The 14,299-nt window shown below is 68.1% G+C and carries 21 protein-coding genes; 9 read left to right on the forward strand and 12 right to left on the reverse strand.

The features are described from left to right. Nucleotides 1–32 precede the first annotated feature (32 nt). Genes ASG64_RS12920 through ASG64_RS12935 form a run of 4 tightly spaced genes read right to left on the reverse strand, consistent with a single transcriptional unit; the run spans nt 33 to nt 4,537 of the window. Complete coding sequence (locus tag ASG64_RS12920; RefSeq protein WP_042574973.1) at nt 33–374, reverse strand: UBP-type zinc finger domain-containing protein; 342 nt, start codon at nt 372–374, stop codon at nt 33–35. Then, nucleotides 374–1,825: an ATP-binding protein gene (locus tag ASG64_RS12925; RefSeq protein WP_042574974.1), complete on the reverse strand. Its 1,452-nt coding sequence runs from the start codon at nt 1,823–1,825 to the stop codon at nt 374–376. The genes ASG64_RS12920 and ASG64_RS12925 overlap by 1 nt, the downstream gene beginning before the upstream one ends. 32 nt (nt 1,826–1,857) lie before the next feature. Further along, nucleotides 1,858–3,555 carry an FAD-dependent oxidoreductase gene (locus tag ASG64_RS12930; protein ID WP_442971149.1) on the reverse strand — a complete coding sequence of 566 codons (1,698 nt, stop codon included), beginning with the start codon at nt 3,553–3,555 and terminating at the stop codon, nt 1,858–1,860. Nucleotides 3,556–3,610: 55 nt separating this feature from the next. Next, nucleotides 3,611–4,537, reverse strand: a complete 927-nt coding sequence (locus tag ASG64_RS12935; protein ID WP_082518472.1) for a LysR substrate-binding domain-containing protein — start codon at nt 4,535–4,537, stop codon at nt 3,611–3,613. Nucleotides 4,538–4,579: 42 nt separating this feature from the next. Here ASG64_RS12935 and ASG64_RS12940 point away from each other — a divergent pair, with 42 nt between their 5' ends. Beyond that, a complete protein-coding gene (locus ASG64_RS12940) occupies nt 4,580–4,990 on the forward strand; it encodes a DUF5997 family protein (protein ID WP_042574975.1) in 411 nt (136 codons plus the stop codon). A 14-nt stretch (nt 4,991–5,004) separates the two neighbouring features. Here the strand turns inward: ASG64_RS12940 and ASG64_RS12945 are convergent, their stop codons facing one another. After that, nucleotides 5,005–5,331, reverse strand: a complete 327-nt coding sequence (locus tag ASG64_RS12945; protein ID WP_056073966.1) for a hypothetical protein — start codon at nt 5,329–5,331, stop codon at nt 5,005–5,007. Nucleotides 5,332–5,538: 207 nt separating this feature from the next. Between ASG64_RS12945 and ASG64_RS12950 the strand changes: the two genes are divergently transcribed. Continuing rightward, the gene (locus ASG64_RS12950; protein ID WP_056073967.1) at nt 5,539–5,919 is read left to right on the forward strand and encodes a DUF1304 domain-containing protein; all 381 of its coding nucleotides are present in this window, start codon (nt 5,539–5,541) and stop codon (nt 5,917–5,919) included. A gap of 7 nt (nt 5,920–5,926) precedes the next feature. Here ASG64_RS12950 and ASG64_RS12955 read toward each other — a convergent pair whose 3' ends face one another. Genes ASG64_RS12955 through ASG64_RS12980 form a run of 6 tightly spaced genes read right to left on the reverse strand, consistent with a single transcriptional unit; the run spans nt 5,927 to nt 8,554 of the window. Then, entirely contained in the window at nt 5,927–6,475 is a 549-nt protein-coding gene (locus ASG64_RS12955; RefSeq protein ID WP_056073968.1) for a hypothetical protein, read from the reverse strand. Next, a complete protein-coding gene (locus tag ASG64_RS12960; protein ID WP_056073969.1) occupies nt 6,472–7,257 on the reverse strand; it encodes an Asp23/Gls24 family envelope stress response protein in 786 nt (261 codons plus the stop codon). The genes ASG64_RS12955 and ASG64_RS12960 overlap by 4 nt, the downstream gene beginning before the upstream one ends. After that, entirely contained in the window at nt 7,250–7,429 is a 180-nt protein-coding gene (locus ASG64_RS12965; protein ID WP_027506261.1) for a DUF2273 domain-containing protein, read from the reverse strand. The genes ASG64_RS12960 and ASG64_RS12965 overlap by 8 nt, the downstream gene beginning before the upstream one ends. Before the next feature lie 26 nt (nt 7,430–7,455). After that, the gene (locus ASG64_RS12970; protein ID WP_056073970.1) at nt 7,456–7,749 is read right to left on the reverse strand and encodes a hypothetical protein; all 294 of its coding nucleotides are present in this window, start codon (nt 7,747–7,749) and stop codon (nt 7,456–7,458) included. Continuing rightward, nucleotides 7,746–8,084, reverse strand: a complete 339-nt coding sequence (locus ASG64_RS12975) for a hypothetical protein (RefSeq protein ID WP_056073971.1) — start codon at nt 8,082–8,084, stop codon at nt 7,746–7,748. Before ASG64_RS12975 ends, ASG64_RS12970 begins: the two co-directional genes overlap by 4 nt. Next, nucleotides 8,081–8,554: an Asp23/Gls24 family envelope stress response protein gene (locus tag ASG64_RS12980; protein ID WP_056073972.1), complete on the reverse strand. Its 474-nt coding sequence runs from the start codon at nt 8,552–8,554 to the stop codon at nt 8,081–8,083. The genes ASG64_RS12975 and ASG64_RS12980 overlap by 4 nt, the downstream gene beginning before the upstream one ends. Before the next feature lie 160 nt (nt 8,555–8,714). On the opposite strand from ASG64_RS12980, the gene ASG64_RS12985 reads away from it, so the two are divergent. The 7 genes from ASG64_RS12985 (at nt 8,715) to ASG64_RS13015 (ending at nt 13,577) form a co-directional block, all read left to right on the forward strand. Next, complete coding sequence (locus ASG64_RS12985; RefSeq protein WP_056073973.1) at nt 8,715–9,263, forward strand: RNA polymerase sigma factor; 549 nt, start codon at nt 8,715–8,717, stop codon at nt 9,261–9,263. Further along, nucleotides 9,254–9,706 carry a hypothetical protein gene (locus ASG64_RS12990; protein ID WP_056073974.1) on the forward strand — a complete coding sequence of 151 codons (453 nt, stop codon included), beginning with the start codon at nt 9,254–9,256 and terminating at the stop codon, nt 9,704–9,706. Before ASG64_RS12985 ends, ASG64_RS12990 begins: the two co-directional genes overlap by 10 nt. Before the next feature lie 37 nt (nt 9,707–9,743). Next, nucleotides 9,744–10,211: an SRPBCC family protein gene (locus ASG64_RS12995; protein WP_056073975.1), complete on the forward strand. Its 468-nt coding sequence runs from the start codon at nt 9,744–9,746 to the stop codon at nt 10,209–10,211. Continuing rightward, nucleotides 10,208–11,404 (forward strand): PQQ-dependent sugar dehydrogenase, encoded by a 1,197-nt coding sequence (locus ASG64_RS13000; RefSeq protein ID WP_056073976.1) that lies wholly within the window; start codon nt 10,208–10,210, stop codon nt 11,402–11,404. The genes ASG64_RS12995 and ASG64_RS13000 overlap by 4 nt, the downstream gene beginning before the upstream one ends. Nucleotides 11,405–11,543: 139 nt before the next feature. Continuing rightward, nucleotides 11,544–11,816: a GlsB/YeaQ/YmgE family stress response membrane protein gene (locus tag ASG64_RS13005; protein WP_056073977.1), complete on the forward strand. Its 273-nt coding sequence runs from the start codon at nt 11,544–11,546 to the stop codon at nt 11,814–11,816. Nucleotides 11,817–11,934: 118 nt separating this feature from the next. Next, nucleotides 11,935–12,648, forward strand: coding sequence for a phosphatidylserine decarboxylase (locus tag ASG64_RS13010; RefSeq protein WP_056073978.1), 714 nt, complete (start codon nt 11,935–11,937; stop codon nt 12,646–12,648). Between the two features lie 83 nt (nt 12,649–12,731). Continuing rightward, complete coding sequence (locus ASG64_RS13015; RefSeq protein WP_156149011.1) at nt 12,732–13,577, forward strand: CDP-alcohol phosphatidyltransferase family protein; 846 nt, start codon at nt 12,732–12,734, stop codon at nt 13,575–13,577. Here ASG64_RS13015 and ASG64_RS13020 read toward each other — a convergent pair. Beyond that, complete coding sequence (locus ASG64_RS13020; RefSeq protein ID WP_056073979.1) at nt 13,574–14,284, reverse strand: type 1 glutamine amidotransferase; 711 nt, start codon at nt 14,282–14,284, stop codon at nt 13,574–13,576. The genes ASG64_RS13015 and ASG64_RS13020 overlap by 4 nt on opposite strands. Between the last annotated feature and the right edge of the window lie 15 nt (nt 14,285–14,299).

Here is a 14,299-nt window from a genome sequence, read left to right on the forward strand (position 1 = left end):
GGTGAGTAACGAGGTAACGATTCGACAGCGCGTCAGCGGACGCGGTTCTGCCAGTCCCACGGCACCCGCGACGCAGGCCCGGGAACGGTCTGGTCCAGCGGATGATGCTGCGGCGCAGCCAGTTCGGGTCCGTCGAAACCTTCCTCCGTCACGTAGTCCCAGAACCAGGTCTCGCCGGGTTCGTACGACTGCACGATGGGGTGTCCGGAGCCGGCGGCGTGGGCGCTCGCATGCTGCGACGGTGACGAGTCACAGCATCCGACGTGACCGCACTGTGCGCACCGGCGCAGATGCACCCACCACCCTCCGGTGGCCTCGCAGTCCGCGCATCCGGGTCCGCTCGGCGCCGCCGTCGGGTCGATTCCTGCGGTCATCAGATCTCCTCTTCCGCTGTCGGCATCGGCGCGCCGGTCGGCCCGTCGATCGGAATCCTGACCTGGAACCGGGTGTCCCCCGGTTCCGACAGCAACCGTAGGTCGCCGCCGTGCTTCTTCACCACGATCCGCCAGGAGATGTCGAGCCCCAGGCCGGTGCCCTCGCCCACCGGTTTGGTGGTGAAGAACGGTTCGAAGATGCGTGAGCGGATCTCCTCGGGCACCCCGGGGCCCGTGTCGCAAATTTCGACGAGGGCCGTCTCGCCTTCCCGCGCGGTTCTCAGCGTGAGCGTTCCGCGGCCGCCCATCGCCTGGACGGCGTTGTCGATCAGGTTGGTCCATACCTGGTTCAGTTCGGCCGCGTACGCCGCCACCGGAGGCAGCGCGGGATCGAAATCCTTGACGACGCGAATGTCGTCGCCGATCTTGCGTCCGAGCATCACCAGCGTGCTCTTGAGCAGGACGCGCAGGTCCGCGCGCTGGAAGGGTGCACGGTCCATCTGCGAATACTGCTTCGCCGCATTCACCAGCGTCGACACCCGCGTCGTCGAGTCGGAGATCTCGTTCATGAGCAGCTCGGTCTCGATGGTGTAGTTGAGCCACCGGATCGTGCTCTCGAGAAGGTCCTTGCCGGTGTCCGCGGCGACGCGTTCGAGCCAGTTCGAGTCGATACCTGCCTGGACGAAGGTGGGAGCCAGATCCCAGCCGTCGGTGATCCCGTGCTCGTCGAACCACTCACCGAGCACGTCCTCGCGATCGGAGGCCTCCATCGGACTCAGATCCGGTGCCTTGCCGACCAGCTCGGCGGCCTCGTCCTGCAGACGGATCAAGCCCGTCAGCGAGTCGGTGTCGTAGACACCCGAGGCGATGACCCCGAGTTTGCGCCGCATGTGCGACACCCGATCCCGCAGTGCCGCCGTCGCGCGGACCGCCGCCGCAGCAGGGTTGTTCAGCTCGTGCGTCAGTCCGGCCGACAACGACCCCAGAGCCAACAGCCGTTCCCGCTGGTCGATGACCTGTTTGCTGTTCTGCTGCCCGAAGAAGAGTCCCTCGAGCATGTGCACGGCCATCGGGAACCACTCGCGCATCAGGTCCCCGAACCGCTCGGAGTCGAGCACGAAGAACCGGGACGGACGCGTCACGTCCATCCCCGACATGTACTTCTGCGGAGCGCGGTCCCCGAGGTACGCCTGCCACGCGCCCGCGTAGACGCCGCGCGACGACGTGCGGTTGACCTCGATCTTCTCGCCGCCCGACATCTTGGTCAGCACCAGTTCCCCGTCGAGAAGGACGTAGAAGCACGTGGCGTCGTCACCCTCGGCGAACACGGGACCGGCCTCGATCATCTCCACGTGCCCGTTCTCGCACAGCTGCGCGAGCTGGTGCTCGTCGAGAGCCTCGAAGAGGAAGAGCGTCTTCAGTTCGTCGGTGCTGCAGTCGAGTTCGGTCATGATTTCCAGCTCTCTCACAGGGTGCGCGAGGTTCAGGGTTGCGCGAGGTAACGGTGGACGAGCATGACGGCCATCGCACCTTCACCGACGGCCGACGCGACGCGTTTGGCGGAATCCGCACGGACGTCACCGGCCGCGAAGATTCCGGGCACGCTGGTCTCGAGATGGTGCGGTGCGCGGTCGACCGACCACCCCGGCGGTCGAGTGCCGTCGACCGTGAGGTCCTGACCCGAGACGACGAAGCCGTGGCGGTCGCGCACCACGACACCGTCGAGCCACTCGGTCCGCGGCGCCGCCCCGATGAAGAGGAAGAGGTAGCCGGTGTCGACGGTCTCCTCGGCGCCGGAGACCCTGTCGCGCAACGTGATCCGTTCCAGGTGTCCGTCCCCGTCCGCGGCGGTCACCTCGGTGCAGGAGCGGACCGAGATGACGGGGTTCTTCTCGATCTGCTGCACCAGGTAGTACGACATCGACGCCTCCAGCGACTCCGCGCGCACGACGATGGTGACGGACTTCGCCCACTTCGACAGATACATCGCGGCCTGCCCTGCCGAGTTGGCACCGCCGACGATGTAGACGTCCTGTCCCGTGCACCCGACCGCTTCGGTCACCGCGGACCCGTAGAACACGCCGCGACCCGCGAAGTCGTCGACACCCGCCGCCGGATGCCGACGGTACGAGACTCCCGTGGCCAGGATGATCGAGTGGGCGGCGATGGTGGTGCCGTCGGTCAATCGGACCAGGCGCGCCGGCCCGTCCACTTCGAGGCCGGCGACCTCACGCGTGGTGATCAGCTCGGCGCCGAACTTCTCCGCCTGCCGACGCGCACGTTCGGCCAACTGCGCCCCGGAGACACCGTCGGGAAAGCCCAGGTAGTTCTCGATGCGCGAGCTCTGACCCGCCTGCCCGCCCGTCGCGGTGCGCTCGACCAGGACCGTCTTCAGTCCCTCCGAGGCGCCGTAGACCGCGGCGCCGAGTCCGGCGGGTCCACCACCGACGACGACGAGGTCGTAGAACTCCTCCGTCGGCGTCGTTCCCAGTCCGAAGTAGTCGGCCAACTCGGTGTCGGTGGGGTCTACCAGGCACGATCCGTCGGCGCACACGACCACGGGAAGCGTGCGGTCGTCGTGTCCGGCGGCGGCGAGGAGTCGAGCACCCTCGGGCTCGTCCGCCAGGAACCACCGGTAGGGAAGTCGGTTGCGAGCCAGGAACTCTCGCATCTCGGACGAACGGGACGCCCAGCGACCGGCCACGACCTTGGTTTCGAATATCGGCCGGATGTCGGCGGCGTGCCACGACTCGAGCAAGGTGTCGACCACCGGGTACAGCTTCTCCTCCGGCGGATCCCACGGCTTGAGGAGGTAGTAGTCGAGGTCGACGACGTTGATCGCCTCGATGGCGGCATCCGTGTCCGCGTAGGCGGTCAGCAGCACGCGACGCGCGAAGGGGAACACGTCCATGGCCTGTTCGAGGAACTCGAGACCGCTCATCGACGGCATCCGATAGTCCGCGAGCAGCACGGCGACCTGGTCGCCGCGCAGTGCGATCTCCCGCAGCGCCTCGAGCGCCGATTCACCGGACTCCGCCCGGATGATGCGGTAGTTCTCGCCGTACTTGCGGCGGAGGTCACGGGCTACCGCGCGGGAGACACCCGGATCGTCGTCCACCGTGAGAATTGCCGGCTTGCTCCGTGAATCCGACGTTCGGGCAACCTGATCGGGCACGATCACACCTTTCGGGACTGACGAGTCGTTTCCGGACGAACGCACCGCTGCAGAAAGTATGTCAGCGTCGTCGACGCGGTGCCTGAGTCCGCTTCGCCGGAGTCCGTTTCGCGGGTGCGGCCTTCTTCTTGGCAGGGGTCGACCGCTCGACCTCGGACCGCGAGCTGTGTGCCGCTCGCCCGCGCACGACGCCGAGGAATTCCTGGGCCAGGTCGAGCGAATCGGTCGGCTCGTCGCGCGCTCCGGCCATCGGCCAGGCCAGCATGATCGCGGTGGGGTCGGCGTCGCTGACCGGCCGGTAGAGGAGATCCTTGCGGCTGTGCAGACGGGCGAGCGAGTGCGGGAGGATCACTGGACCGACACCTGCCGCCACCATCTCCAGGGTGACATCCAGCGTGGGCTCCGACCGATCCGTCAGCTCCTGCAGGGTCTCACCGCTCAAGTCTTCGGTCGTCACCGACTCGTAGGCCGTCGCGGGGTGGTCCTTGGGGACCACGACCACTGCCACCTCCGAATACAGCGGCACGCAGTGCAGGCCATCCCGGTCACCCGGGTCGCGGACGAAGCACATGTCGACGCGACCCTCGCGCACCGCGGTGATCTGCTCGGATTCCTCGACGACTACCGTCTCGAGGATCGTCCGGGGAAAGCGCTCCGCCCAGATACGAGTCCACTTGGTGACGGTCACTCCGGGAACGAACCCGACCGTGAGCGTGGGCAGCGCGGGAGCGGCTGCGGCGGCCTCGGCTCGCGCCCGGTCGTCCTCGGCGACGACTTCGCGCGCGTGCTCCAACAGAGTGCGCCCCGCATCGGTGAGTTCGGTGGGCCCGTCACCGGGAACGAAGAGAGGTTCGCCGACGGCGTCCTGCAGTTCGAGAACGGCGGCGCTCAGGCGTTGCCGGGAGATGTTCAGCGCCTTCGCGGCACGACCGAAGGCCAGGATCTCGGCGACCGTGATGTACCAGCGCAGGACCGTCGGATCGTTCACCTGCACAGACTAGTCGCACACCGCGGACGCTAGGATGTCGCGGTGAGCCAGGATGCGAATGCCCAGACGATGAAGCCATTGACGGCAGCCGCCAAGCTCGGCATCTACCTCCCTGCCGCGCCCGAGGACTTCCGTGCGCAGCCCATCTCGCGCGGCGACCTCGACGCACTGCGGGCGGATCCGCCGGAGTGGCTGACACAGCTGTGGACCGCCGGGCCGTTCCCGCGCGATGTCGTGGCACGCAAACTCGGCGTCACCAATACGGCGTTGTCACGGCACGATGTGTCCGACTCGATGACTCAGGCGCAGATCGACGACCTGATCGCAGCGGAGCCGGCGTGGTTGACCAAGGAACGCGAGAACTTCGCCGAGGTCCAGCGTGAAGCGATCCGCGTCAAGGAGAAGGACGCTGCTCGACGCGCGGAGTCGAACCGCCCGCCCAAGAATCGCTGACCGCGTCGGCTGACTCAGCCGACCGCTGCGTGGACGACGACGTCGTCGTTCAGAGCGACGAGATGAGCCGTCCGACGCTGTGCGACCTCGTCGACCTCTCCGACCAGCGCGGCGACGAGTCCTGCGGGATCGAGGGCCCACCGACACTCGATGGCCGCGATCTCTCCCGGCAGGAAGAGGCCGGTCGAACTAAGGTCCGAGATCCAGCGGGCGATGTCGCCGGCTCCGATGAGCTCGAGCGCATCGTGATCGACGCCGATCTCGAACTCGTCACAGAACACGGCGCTGATCAGATCGGTGTGGCCGATGTTGACCGCGTGGCTGGTCACGACGTCGTGCATGTGTATCTCCCCGACACGAGGGGCGTCGACACGACGCCGGATCGATCTTGTGTAACGACTGGGAAGTCACGAACGATGTACAGCCCTGGTCGTGGCCCGAAGCGTACGCGTCGGACGGCGTTCGCAGTGGACCTCGCGAATGTCGGTGACAGAACACAGTGACGCGGACATGACACGCGTCGACACCGACAGCGCATACTGACCCGCATGATCGCCGCCGCCGCCGTCCTCGCGGGAATTGCCGCCCTGCTCCACGCCTACATCTTCGTGCTCGAGTCGGTCGCGTTCCGCTCGCGTGGACGCACCGTCTTCGGTGTCCGTGACGACGCCGAAGCGAAGGTCGTCGAGCGATGGGCCTTCAACCAGGGCTTCTACAACCTGTTCCTCGCGGTGGGTGCCGCCGTGGGTGCCCTCGTTCTCGTGACCGGTGACCGCCACGTCGGCGCGGCGCTGATATTCCTGGCGGCCGGGTCGATGGTCGGAGCGGGCAGTGTTCTGCTGGCCACCGACCGTCGACTTCTCCGCGGCGCCCTGGTCCAGATCGTTCCGGGGGCACTCGCCGTGGTGGCTACCGCACTGAGCCTCTAGTCGTCTGTCACGAACCCGACAGAAGCACTCGCACGCCGATGGCGTCGTCTCCGACCACCGAGGCGACCGCCGAGCGGACGTCACCGAGGTCACGGGCCACCGTGGCCGTCGCCGCACCCTTCTCCGCTCGCGCGATGACGGTGATGACCGGAACTCGCCGACCGCTGATGCGTTCGCGACGGAATCTCGATCGTGCGGACTTCACGCCGTCGACGGCCCTCGCGGCCTCGGCCGCCTTCTTGGTGACGGCGCGCAGATCGACCGTCACCGTGCCGTCGGGTTCGTCGGTCACGGGAAGCGCGAGGTCGCGGCCGCTCGACGACGGGAGTCGACGCAGCAACGAGAGCAACACCAGAAGTGCCACCAGAACACCGGCGCCCAGGAGCGCCCACGGCCACCACTGCTGATCCTGCAGGTCGACGACCGACGACGCGTCGATCGACTCGATGCCGAGGCGGTCCTGCTTCCACAGCACTGCGGCGACTCCGAGAGCGGCGACGGCGAGGCCGATGATCAGGACCCCGAGCCTGTCGAGGACCACGGTCGAGCGCTTCATCGTGCGTCCTCGCTGTCCGTGGTGGGGGCGGCGTCCTTCTCGGTCAGCGACGCGACGTCCGACTTGTGCACCCACACGTCGTCCGCGATGCCGCTGGGGCGGTACCGGCGCGCGCGCCACTTGAGCGCTGCGAGCACCAGGAGCGCACCGACCACCGCGAGGGCGATGCCGACCGGGAACATCCAGGACTGCACGGTGAGGCCGTCGATCGCGTCGAGCGCATCGGCGGTCCACGCGGTTCCGGTCAGCACTGACAGCCCGACGAGTCCGTCGCGGATCAGGACGGCAGCTCCCGCCAGCAGCAGAAGAGAGAGGAGGATCGCGAGCGGGGTCGCTGCCGGGGTCGCGAGGGGACGCGGCGCCGGAACCGTGGTCGCGTCGCCGGCCGCGGATGCGGGCCCGGTTTCGCCGAAATCACCCACGTGGACATCGACGGAATCCGTGGTCAAGCCCGACTCGGACATGCCGCGGACGATGTCGCGACGCAGGTCGGTGGCGACGGTCGCTGCGGACAGCGGCCACCGCGAGGTCACGTCGACGGCGGCCCGGACGTGGTCGTCCTGCTTGGTCACCTTCACCCGTGACGGGCGGCGACCGAAACTGCCTCCGGCGGTGAGCACGCCGCTGGTTCGCGTCAGCGACGCATCGGCGATGCGCTCGACCGCACGGTCGAGCACCGTCAGTGTGCCCCGGCTGCCGGGGTCGGCGAGCTCGCCGGTCTCGGGGACGTCGGCCGGCGCGGGGACGTCGGACGGCGCGGGGACGTCGGACGACTCAGCCACGGCCGCGACCTCGGAGAAGTGCTTCGGGGTCGAAGTTTCCGTCGCGATAGGCGCCGACGGCGAACCCGATGGCACCCAGGACGAGTGCGACGAGGAAGCCGGTGAAACCGCCGGCGGCGGCCGCGACGGCCAGCAGCAGACCGGCGAGAAGACCGATGGTCGAGGAAGTCATGGTGCTCCGATCGAGAGTGGGGTGACTTACGAGATGTCGGTGCGGGGCAGGTCGATGTAGGTGCGTCGACTCGGGAACATCGAGCGCACTGCCTTCAGACGCCTGGTCAGGAGGCTTCTGCGAGACAGTCCGACGATCGGGGAGGACGTAGCACGGGTCGACCCGACACTCGACGACCGGGCGTAACGAGCGTCGACGGCGCGGAGCGCATCGATGAGCGCCTGCGCATCGCCGCCCGCGTCGGGGTGGTGAGCACGAGCTGCCGCACGCCGGGCCTCGCGGTAGGCGCGGTCGGCGTGCGGCAGCTGCTCGTCGGTCACGGGCGCAGAGTACCCGCGGGGGGATCGTTCGACTCCGCCTCGTTCTCCGGCGCTGCGACGTCCTCGACGACCACGTGAACGGGGGCGTCGACGACCGCGCGAACGGCCCGTCGCACCGCGTCCGCGGTGTCCCGAACGACAGCGTCGGGAGTCACGGCGATGTGGATCTCGGTCGCGTCGTCGCGGATGGCGACACCCGCCACGCGCCTCCCGGGGAGGTACGTGCCGATCTCGCCGAACATTCCGCCGTGCAACGCCGCGACACCGGCCACGGCCGTCACCGCGTCCGCGACGAGATCGGCGCGGTCGCTACCCGACGGGGCCGTGGGGCTCATCGAACGCGGGCGGGTGCTGCGTCGTCGTGGGTGTCTTCCTCTTCGAACAGGTAGACGTCGTGGACCGTGATGTTGACTTCGGTCACCTGCAGTCCGGTCATCCGCTCGACCGCGTCGATGACGTTGCGACGGATACCCGTAGCGAGGTCGGCGATCGACACTCCGTAGTCGGCCACGATGTCGATGTCCACGGCTGCCTGGCTCTCGCCGACCTCCACGGACACGCCCTGCGAGTGGTTGACGCGGGCGCCGGGGATGCGCTCACGCAACGCGCCGATGGCGCGGGTGGCGCCGCCGCCGACGTCGTGCACGCCCTGGACCTCACGGGTGGCGATGCCGGCGATCTTGGAGACCACGACGTCCGCGATGGTGGTGCGGCCGTCCGAGGCGACCAGCGCGCCGGAGGAGTCGGCGGTCTTGTCCAGGGTGCCGTTCGCGGTGGTGGTGGTGGAACCGGTGGCGGTCGTCATCTTCTGTCGTCCTTTCGAAGGATTCGAGTGAGCGCCGGATGTGGCGCGTCATCGAGAAGTCGATGTCGTTGTCGACAGGAGTTGGTCGGGGCGAGTCTCGGAAAACGCGCGCTATTGTGACGTATGCCACAGCACAGTCATTCCAACCCTCGGGCATCGAATGCGTCGCGTGGACAATGACGCTGCGCTGGTCGATGCCGCGGTCATCGGTGACCGCGTCGCGTTCGAGGCGATCGTCGCGGCTCACGGCCCGGCAATGTTCCGATACGCCCGGAACATGCTCCGCGACGAAGGTCTTGCAGAGGAAGTAGTGCAGGACGCGTTCGTCGCAGCGTGGAAGAACCTCGGTAACTATCGGTCGGACTCCGCACTCCGCACCTGGCTGTTCAGCATCACCGCACACAAGGCGATCGACGCCACCCGGCGCCGAGTTCCCCGCCCGGCCGAGGAATGGTTGTTCGACGACGCCGTCAGCGACGCGTCCGACGATCCCGAGGTGCGGGCGACCGAGACCGGTTTCCTGGCCGAGTTGCGCCGGGCGCTCGCCACCCTGCCGCAGGTGCAGCGCTCGTGCTGGTTACTCCGGGAAGTGGAGGGAATGTCCCACGTCGAGATCGGGGAGGTTCTGTCCATGTCGCCGTCGGCGGTGCGTGGCCAGGTCACCCGAGCACGAAGAACGTTGAGCGAGAGGATGGCGGCATGGCGTTAGACGAGATCGACGATCCGGCAGATCCCGTCCTGACCCGAGCGGCACAGGAGCTTCGCGACGAGGACGTTCCCTCGTGGGTCGAGGCGAGCACCGCGATTCTTGCCGCCCTCCGCAAGACGGCTCGCCGCACGCGAGCACTCGACGCCGTGTTCCCCGACGGTGCTGCGGACGATTCGTTGCGGATCGCGGACCACCTGGTGCTGCTGGCCGTGTCCCGCGCAGTCGCCGACCTGCCGTGCACGATGCGAGGAATCGACCTCGACGTCGAGGGCCGCAGATGCATCGGGGCTTCCCTGGACATCGCCGTGCCCTACGGCGAGGACGTGTCCGAGTTGGCCGTCGCGCTCACCCGTCGCACGGCCGACGCGGTGAATTCGACTCTGGGGACAACGCTCACCGCGGACGATGTGGCAGTGCACGTCGTGGACGTCCTACTACCCTGAGCGCACCTCGCCACCACACACGACCGGGAGAACCTCCATGGCCACACCGCTGTCCGCCACGATCGATATCGACGCTCCCCCCAGCGCGGTCTGGGCAGTGGTGTCGGACCTGAAGCGCATGGGCGAGTGGAGCCCGCAGTGCGCCGTGATGAAGGTGTTCGGACCACTTCGCGTCGGCACCCGGACGCTGAACCTGAATCGTCGCGGACTGCTCGCGTGGCCGACGTCGTCCACGGTCGTCCGGCTCGAGCCGGAGCGCCTCCTCGCGTTCCGCATCACCGAGAACCACACCGTCTGGTCGTACTTCCTCGAACCGACCGAGACCGGAACGCGCGTGACGGAGCGCCGGGAAGCGCCGGGTGGAACGACCACCGTGTCGAACATCGCCGTGCGTCTGGCTCTCGGGGGGTCCGCGAATTTCGAGAAGGAACTGCTGCGGGGAATGACCGAGACACTGGCGAAGATCAAGGCCGCCGCCGAGGGCGCTCGTACCGTGAAGGTATGACCCGACTCGTCCTCGCCGGCCTCGCCCTCTCCGCCGCCCTCACCGCGACTGCATGCTCCTCCGCCGAAGGGGCCGACGCGTCACCGGCCGCGGGTACACCGTCGGCAACCACGTCGTCCTCGCAGGCGCCCGCTCCGGAGGCCGGTGACTCCGATGCCGTGCCGACCGTCGACGTCACCACGGTGGCGTCCGGTCTCGACCACCCGTGGGACGTCGTCCGAGCGCCCGACGGGACCGTCCTCTTCGACGAGCGAGCCGGGCGATTCACGGCCATCCGGCCCGGCGGCGAGCCGACTCCGGTGTCCGCGGACCTCGGCGACCTGTTCGTCGGCAGCGAGACGGGATTGATGGGACTCGCCCTGTCCCCCGACTTCACGCAGGACCGCACTCTCTACTCGTGCCAGGGCATCGACGGAGATTCGCCGACCATCGGAGTCGTCGCGTGGACCGTGTCGGACGACTGGTCGTCGCTCACCCGGACACGCACCGTCATCTCGGGCTTCCCCGTCACCTCCGGTCGCCACGGCGGGTGCCGAGTCCTGGCACAGCCGGACGGAACGCTGTTCGTCGGCACCGGCGACTCCGCGCAGGGAACCGTGCCGCAGGACCCGACATCGCTCGGCGGCAAGGTGCTGCACATCGACGCGGTGACCGGCGCGCCCGCGCCTGGCAACCCCGATCCGGCGAGCCCCGTCTTCACCCTCGGACACCGCAACGTTCAGGGATTGGCGGCGCGCCCGGGTTCCGACCAGATCTTCTCCGTCGAGCAGGGCACCTCACGCGACGACGAGGTGAACCTCCTCGTGGCCGGCGGGAACTACGGGTACCGCCCGGACCGCAGCGCCGGATACGACGAGTCGGTCGCCATGACGGACCCCGAGCGCGTCCCCGGCGCCCTCGATGCGGTGTGGAGTTCGGGTCCGAGCACCATCGCGACCGCGTCGGCAAGCTTCCTCGACGGAGATGCCTGGGGCGCCTGGAACGGCATGCTCGCCGTCGGAGTGCAGAAGGGTCAGGAAGTTCTCCTGCTCGACATCAGCGACGACGGATCCACGGTGATCTCGCAGACGACGATCCCGGCGCTCAGCGAGCAGGGTCGGATCCGGACGGTCTCCGCGCAACCCGACGGGACCCTCCTGGTCACCACCGACAACGGCGACACCGACCAGGTTCTCCTGGTCACCCCTCGTTAGACCCGCCGACATCGATTCGACACGGAACCGTGATGCTGCTGTGAAGTCTTAACGTTTGCTGAGTGTGAGGGCGGGGTAGACACAGTCAGTAGTCGTGCCCGGTCCTCGGGCAGCATGCTTAATCGAAAGAGGTTCCATCATGTTGGGTCTGGGCATCATCGGTTGGATCATCATCGGCGGACTCGCCGGATGGATCGGCAGCAAGATCATGAAGACGGACGCCCAGCAGGGCATCATCCTGAACATCGTCGTCGGCATCATCGGCGGCCTGCTCGGTGGATTCCTCCTCCGTGCCTTCGGTGTCGACGTGCAGGGCGGCGGCATCATCTTCAGCTTCGTCACGTGCCTCGTCGGCGCGATCATCCTGCTGTTCATCGTCAAGGCGGTCACAGGTCGCGGTTCACGCGTCTGACAGCAACCACATCGCTCGAGTCGGGGCCCCTCACGTAATCTGTGAGGGGCCCCGACTCGTACGGTCATCACCTTCGGGGCCGCGTACCTACTCGCCCCACCCGACGTTAGAGGAGCCTGTGGCCCGCCGACCTGTCCCAGCTGGTACACCCGAACCGACCGGAGCAGGACACCTCGTCGACCTGATCCGCAGGAGTGTTCCGCCGCTGCATCCGGCAGGAACCCCATTCGTCGCGGTGCCTCTCGCGCTCGCCGCCCTCGGCCGCCGTCACCGCAGCGTGCGCACCGCGTCGCTGCTGACGGCCGGTGCCATGGCGGGATTCTTCCGGCATCCCCCGCGCGTTCCCCCGAACCGCGCCGGCATCGTGGTCTCCCCCGCGGACGGCGAGGTCGCTCTGGTCGACACCGCGGTTCCCCCTCCTGAACTGAACCTCGGAAGTGCCCCGCGGCCCCGCGTCAGCATCTTCCTGTCGGTTCTCGACGTCCACGTGCAGCGGGTTCCCGTCTCCGGCACCGTCGAGGCCGTCGTGCACAAGAACGGTCAATTCCTCTCCGCCGACCTGGCCGACGCCAGCGAGGTCAACGAGCGCACGAGCATGCACCTGCGCACCGCCGGCGGACACGATCTGGCCGTCGTGCAGATCGCGGGCCTTCTTGCCCGACGCATCGTCAACAACACCTCGGTCGGTGACTCGCTGACCATCGGCGACACGTACGGCCTCATCCGGTTCGGCTCGCGCGTCGACACCTACTTCCCGGAAGGGTCGACGACCACGGTCCTCGTGGGCCAGCGCGCCATCGGAGCCGAGACGGTCCTGGCCGAGCTTCCGTGAACGCAGCCCGCGAGAACACCGACGAGCTCGGCGGCAGACAGGGCGCGGTCCGGCTTCTTCCCAGTGCGGTGACCGTACTGGCCATGTGCGCCGGGCTGTCCGCCGTGAAGTTCGCACTGGACGGCCGGCTCGGTCTGACTCTGGCCATGATCGGCGCGGCCGCGGTGTTCGACGCTCTCGACGGTCGCATCGCCCGCATGCTCGACGCCACCAGCCGCATGGGCGCCGAACTCGACTCCCTTGCCGACGCCATCTCGTTCGGCGTCGCGCCGGCGCTGGTTCTGTACCTGACGCTGCTCGAGGGCAGCAGTGGCGGATGGGTCGTCGCCCTGATCTACGCCGTCAGCATGGTGCTGCGACTCGCCCGGTTCAACACCCTGATCGACGACGATTCCCGGCCCGCCTTCGCCGGTGAGTACTTCGTCGGTGTTCCCGCTCCGGCGGGCGCCCTGGTCGTGCTGCTGCCGCTGGCGGTGGAACAGCAGTTCGGCGACGGATGGTGGTCGTCCTACTACGTCGTCGCCACGTGGACGGTCTTCTCGGCGCTGCTCGCCGTGAGCCGCATTCCGACGTTCGCGATGAAGTCCGTCTCGGTTCCTCCGCGCATGGCCGCGATCCTGCTGGTGCTGGTCGGTCTCGCCGGCGCCGCGCTGATCACGTTCCCGTTCGTGCTGCTCATCGTCCTCATCGCCCTGTACCTCGCGCACATCCCGTTCTCGATCCGCTCGCGGCGATGGGTAGCCGCACGGCCCGAGACATGGGAGGCCAAGCCTGCGGAGCGCCGCGCCGTCCGCCGTGCGGCACGCCGTGGCCGCCCGACGCGCACCGGTATCGCGCGTCGACGCACCACCTCTCGCGCGGGTGTGTCGTCGGCGCGGCTGCGGCTGCGCTCTCCGGAGCAGCGCGGTACATCCAGAGACGAGAGCTAGCGGAACCCGGCGGACCGGTCGAGGAACGCATCGACCAGCCTGCCGCACGCCTGCCGTGACGACTCCTCGCGTGCGACAACCTCGGCGCGGATCGCCTCGACGTCGACAGACGCTTCCACCTCGGCGCGGACACCGCGGGCATCCCATCCCTGCACCCACGACTCGAAGACGTCGGCGGTGATCTCGGGATGGAACTGCAGGCCGAGGTGCGGACCGTGGACGAACGCCTGCTGTGCTGCGGCAGTCCGAGCGACCGACAGACCGTTCGGCGGGACGGAGAACGTGTCGTCGTGGAACTGCATCCACGGTCCGGACGGAATCAGATCACGATCGTCGGATTCGACGTCGACGAACCCGTGCTCCGACTGCTCGGCGCGCATGACCGTTCCACCGAGCACGCGCGCGAGTAACTGACCGCCGAAGCACACACCGAGGACCGGAACACCCTGTGCCACCGCGCTGTCGATGAACTCGATTTCCTCCGCCAACCAGGGCAACGAGTCGTCGTACGCGGCGTCGGGTGACCCCATGAGGACGACGACGTCGAACGCCTCCGCGGGCGGGCGCTGCGCGTCGCGGCTGTCTCCTTCGAAGGAGAACGTCGTCGTCTCGAACCCTCGCTCCCGAAGGGCCGGGCCCAGCGACCCGACGTTGCGTACTCCCAGATCGTGGTCGCGTTCGTGGAAGACGACGGCTGCGCGTGACATGAGCGCAGCGTAACG

Origin of the sequence: Rhodococcus sp. Leaf247, from assembly GCF_001426185.1 — a bacterium.
In the GTDB taxonomy this organism is placed as follows: domain Bacteria; phylum Actinomycetota; class Actinomycetes; order Mycobacteriales; family Mycobacteriaceae; genus Rhodococcoides.

What these genes read in the sequence shown, in the direction of transcription:
- ASG64_RS12965 (WP_027506261.1), bottom strand. Translation starts at nt 7,429, where the DNA reads ATGACTTCCTCGACCATCGGTCTTCTCGCCGGTCTGCTGCTGGCCGTC.
- ASG64_RS13005 (WP_056073977.1), top strand. Translation starts at nt 11,544, where the DNA reads ATGTTGGGTCTGGGCATCATCGGTTGGATCATCATCGGCGGACTCGCC.
- ASG64_RS12950 (WP_056073967.1), top strand. Translation starts at nt 5,539, where the DNA reads ATGATCGCCGCCGCCGCCGTCCTCGCGGGAATTGCCGCCCTGCTCCAC.
- ASG64_RS12975 (WP_056073971.1), bottom strand. Translation starts at nt 8,084, where the DNA reads ATGAGCCCCACGGCCCCGTCGGGTAGCGACCGCGCCGATCTCGTCGCG.
- ASG64_RS12995 (WP_056073975.1), top strand. Translation starts at nt 9,744, where the DNA reads ATGGCCACACCGCTGTCCGCCACGATCGATATCGACGCTCCCCCCAGC.
- ASG64_RS12925 (WP_042574974.1), bottom strand. Translation starts at nt 1,825, where the DNA reads ATGACCGAACTCGACTGCAGCACCGACGAACTGAAGACGCTCTTCCTC.
- ASG64_RS13020 (WP_056073979.1), bottom strand. Translation starts at nt 14,284, where the DNA reads ATGTCACGCGCAGCCGTCGTCTTCCACGAACGCGACCACGATCTGGGA.
- ASG64_RS12920 (WP_042574973.1), bottom strand. Translation starts at nt 374, where the DNA reads ATGACCGCAGGAATCGACCCGACGGCGGCGCCGAGCGGACCCGGATGC.
- ASG64_RS12955 (WP_056073968.1), bottom strand. Translation starts at nt 6,475, where the DNA reads ATGAAGCGCTCGACCGTGGTCCTCGACAGGCTCGGGGTCCTGATCATC.
- ASG64_RS12985 (WP_056073973.1), top strand. Translation starts at nt 8,715, where the DNA reads ATGCGTCGCGTGGACAATGACGCTGCGCTGGTCGATGCCGCGGTCATC.
- ASG64_RS12990 (WP_056073974.1), top strand. Translation starts at nt 9,254, where the DNA reads ATGGCGTTAGACGAGATCGACGATCCGGCAGATCCCGTCCTGACCCGA.
- ASG64_RS12945 (WP_056073966.1), bottom strand. Translation starts at nt 5,331, where the DNA reads ATGCACGACGTCGTGACCAGCCACGCGGTCAACATCGGCCACACCGAT.
- ASG64_RS13000 (WP_056073976.1), top strand. Translation starts at nt 10,208, where the DNA reads ATGACCCGACTCGTCCTCGCCGGCCTCGCCCTCTCCGCCGCCCTCACC.
- ASG64_RS13015 (WP_156149011.1), top strand. Translation starts at nt 12,732, where the DNA reads ATGTGCGCCGGGCTGTCCGCCGTGAAGTTCGCACTGGACGGCCGGCTC.
- ASG64_RS12980 (WP_056073972.1), bottom strand. Translation starts at nt 8,554, where the DNA reads ATGACGACCGCCACCGGTTCCACCACCACCACCGCGAACGGCACCCTG.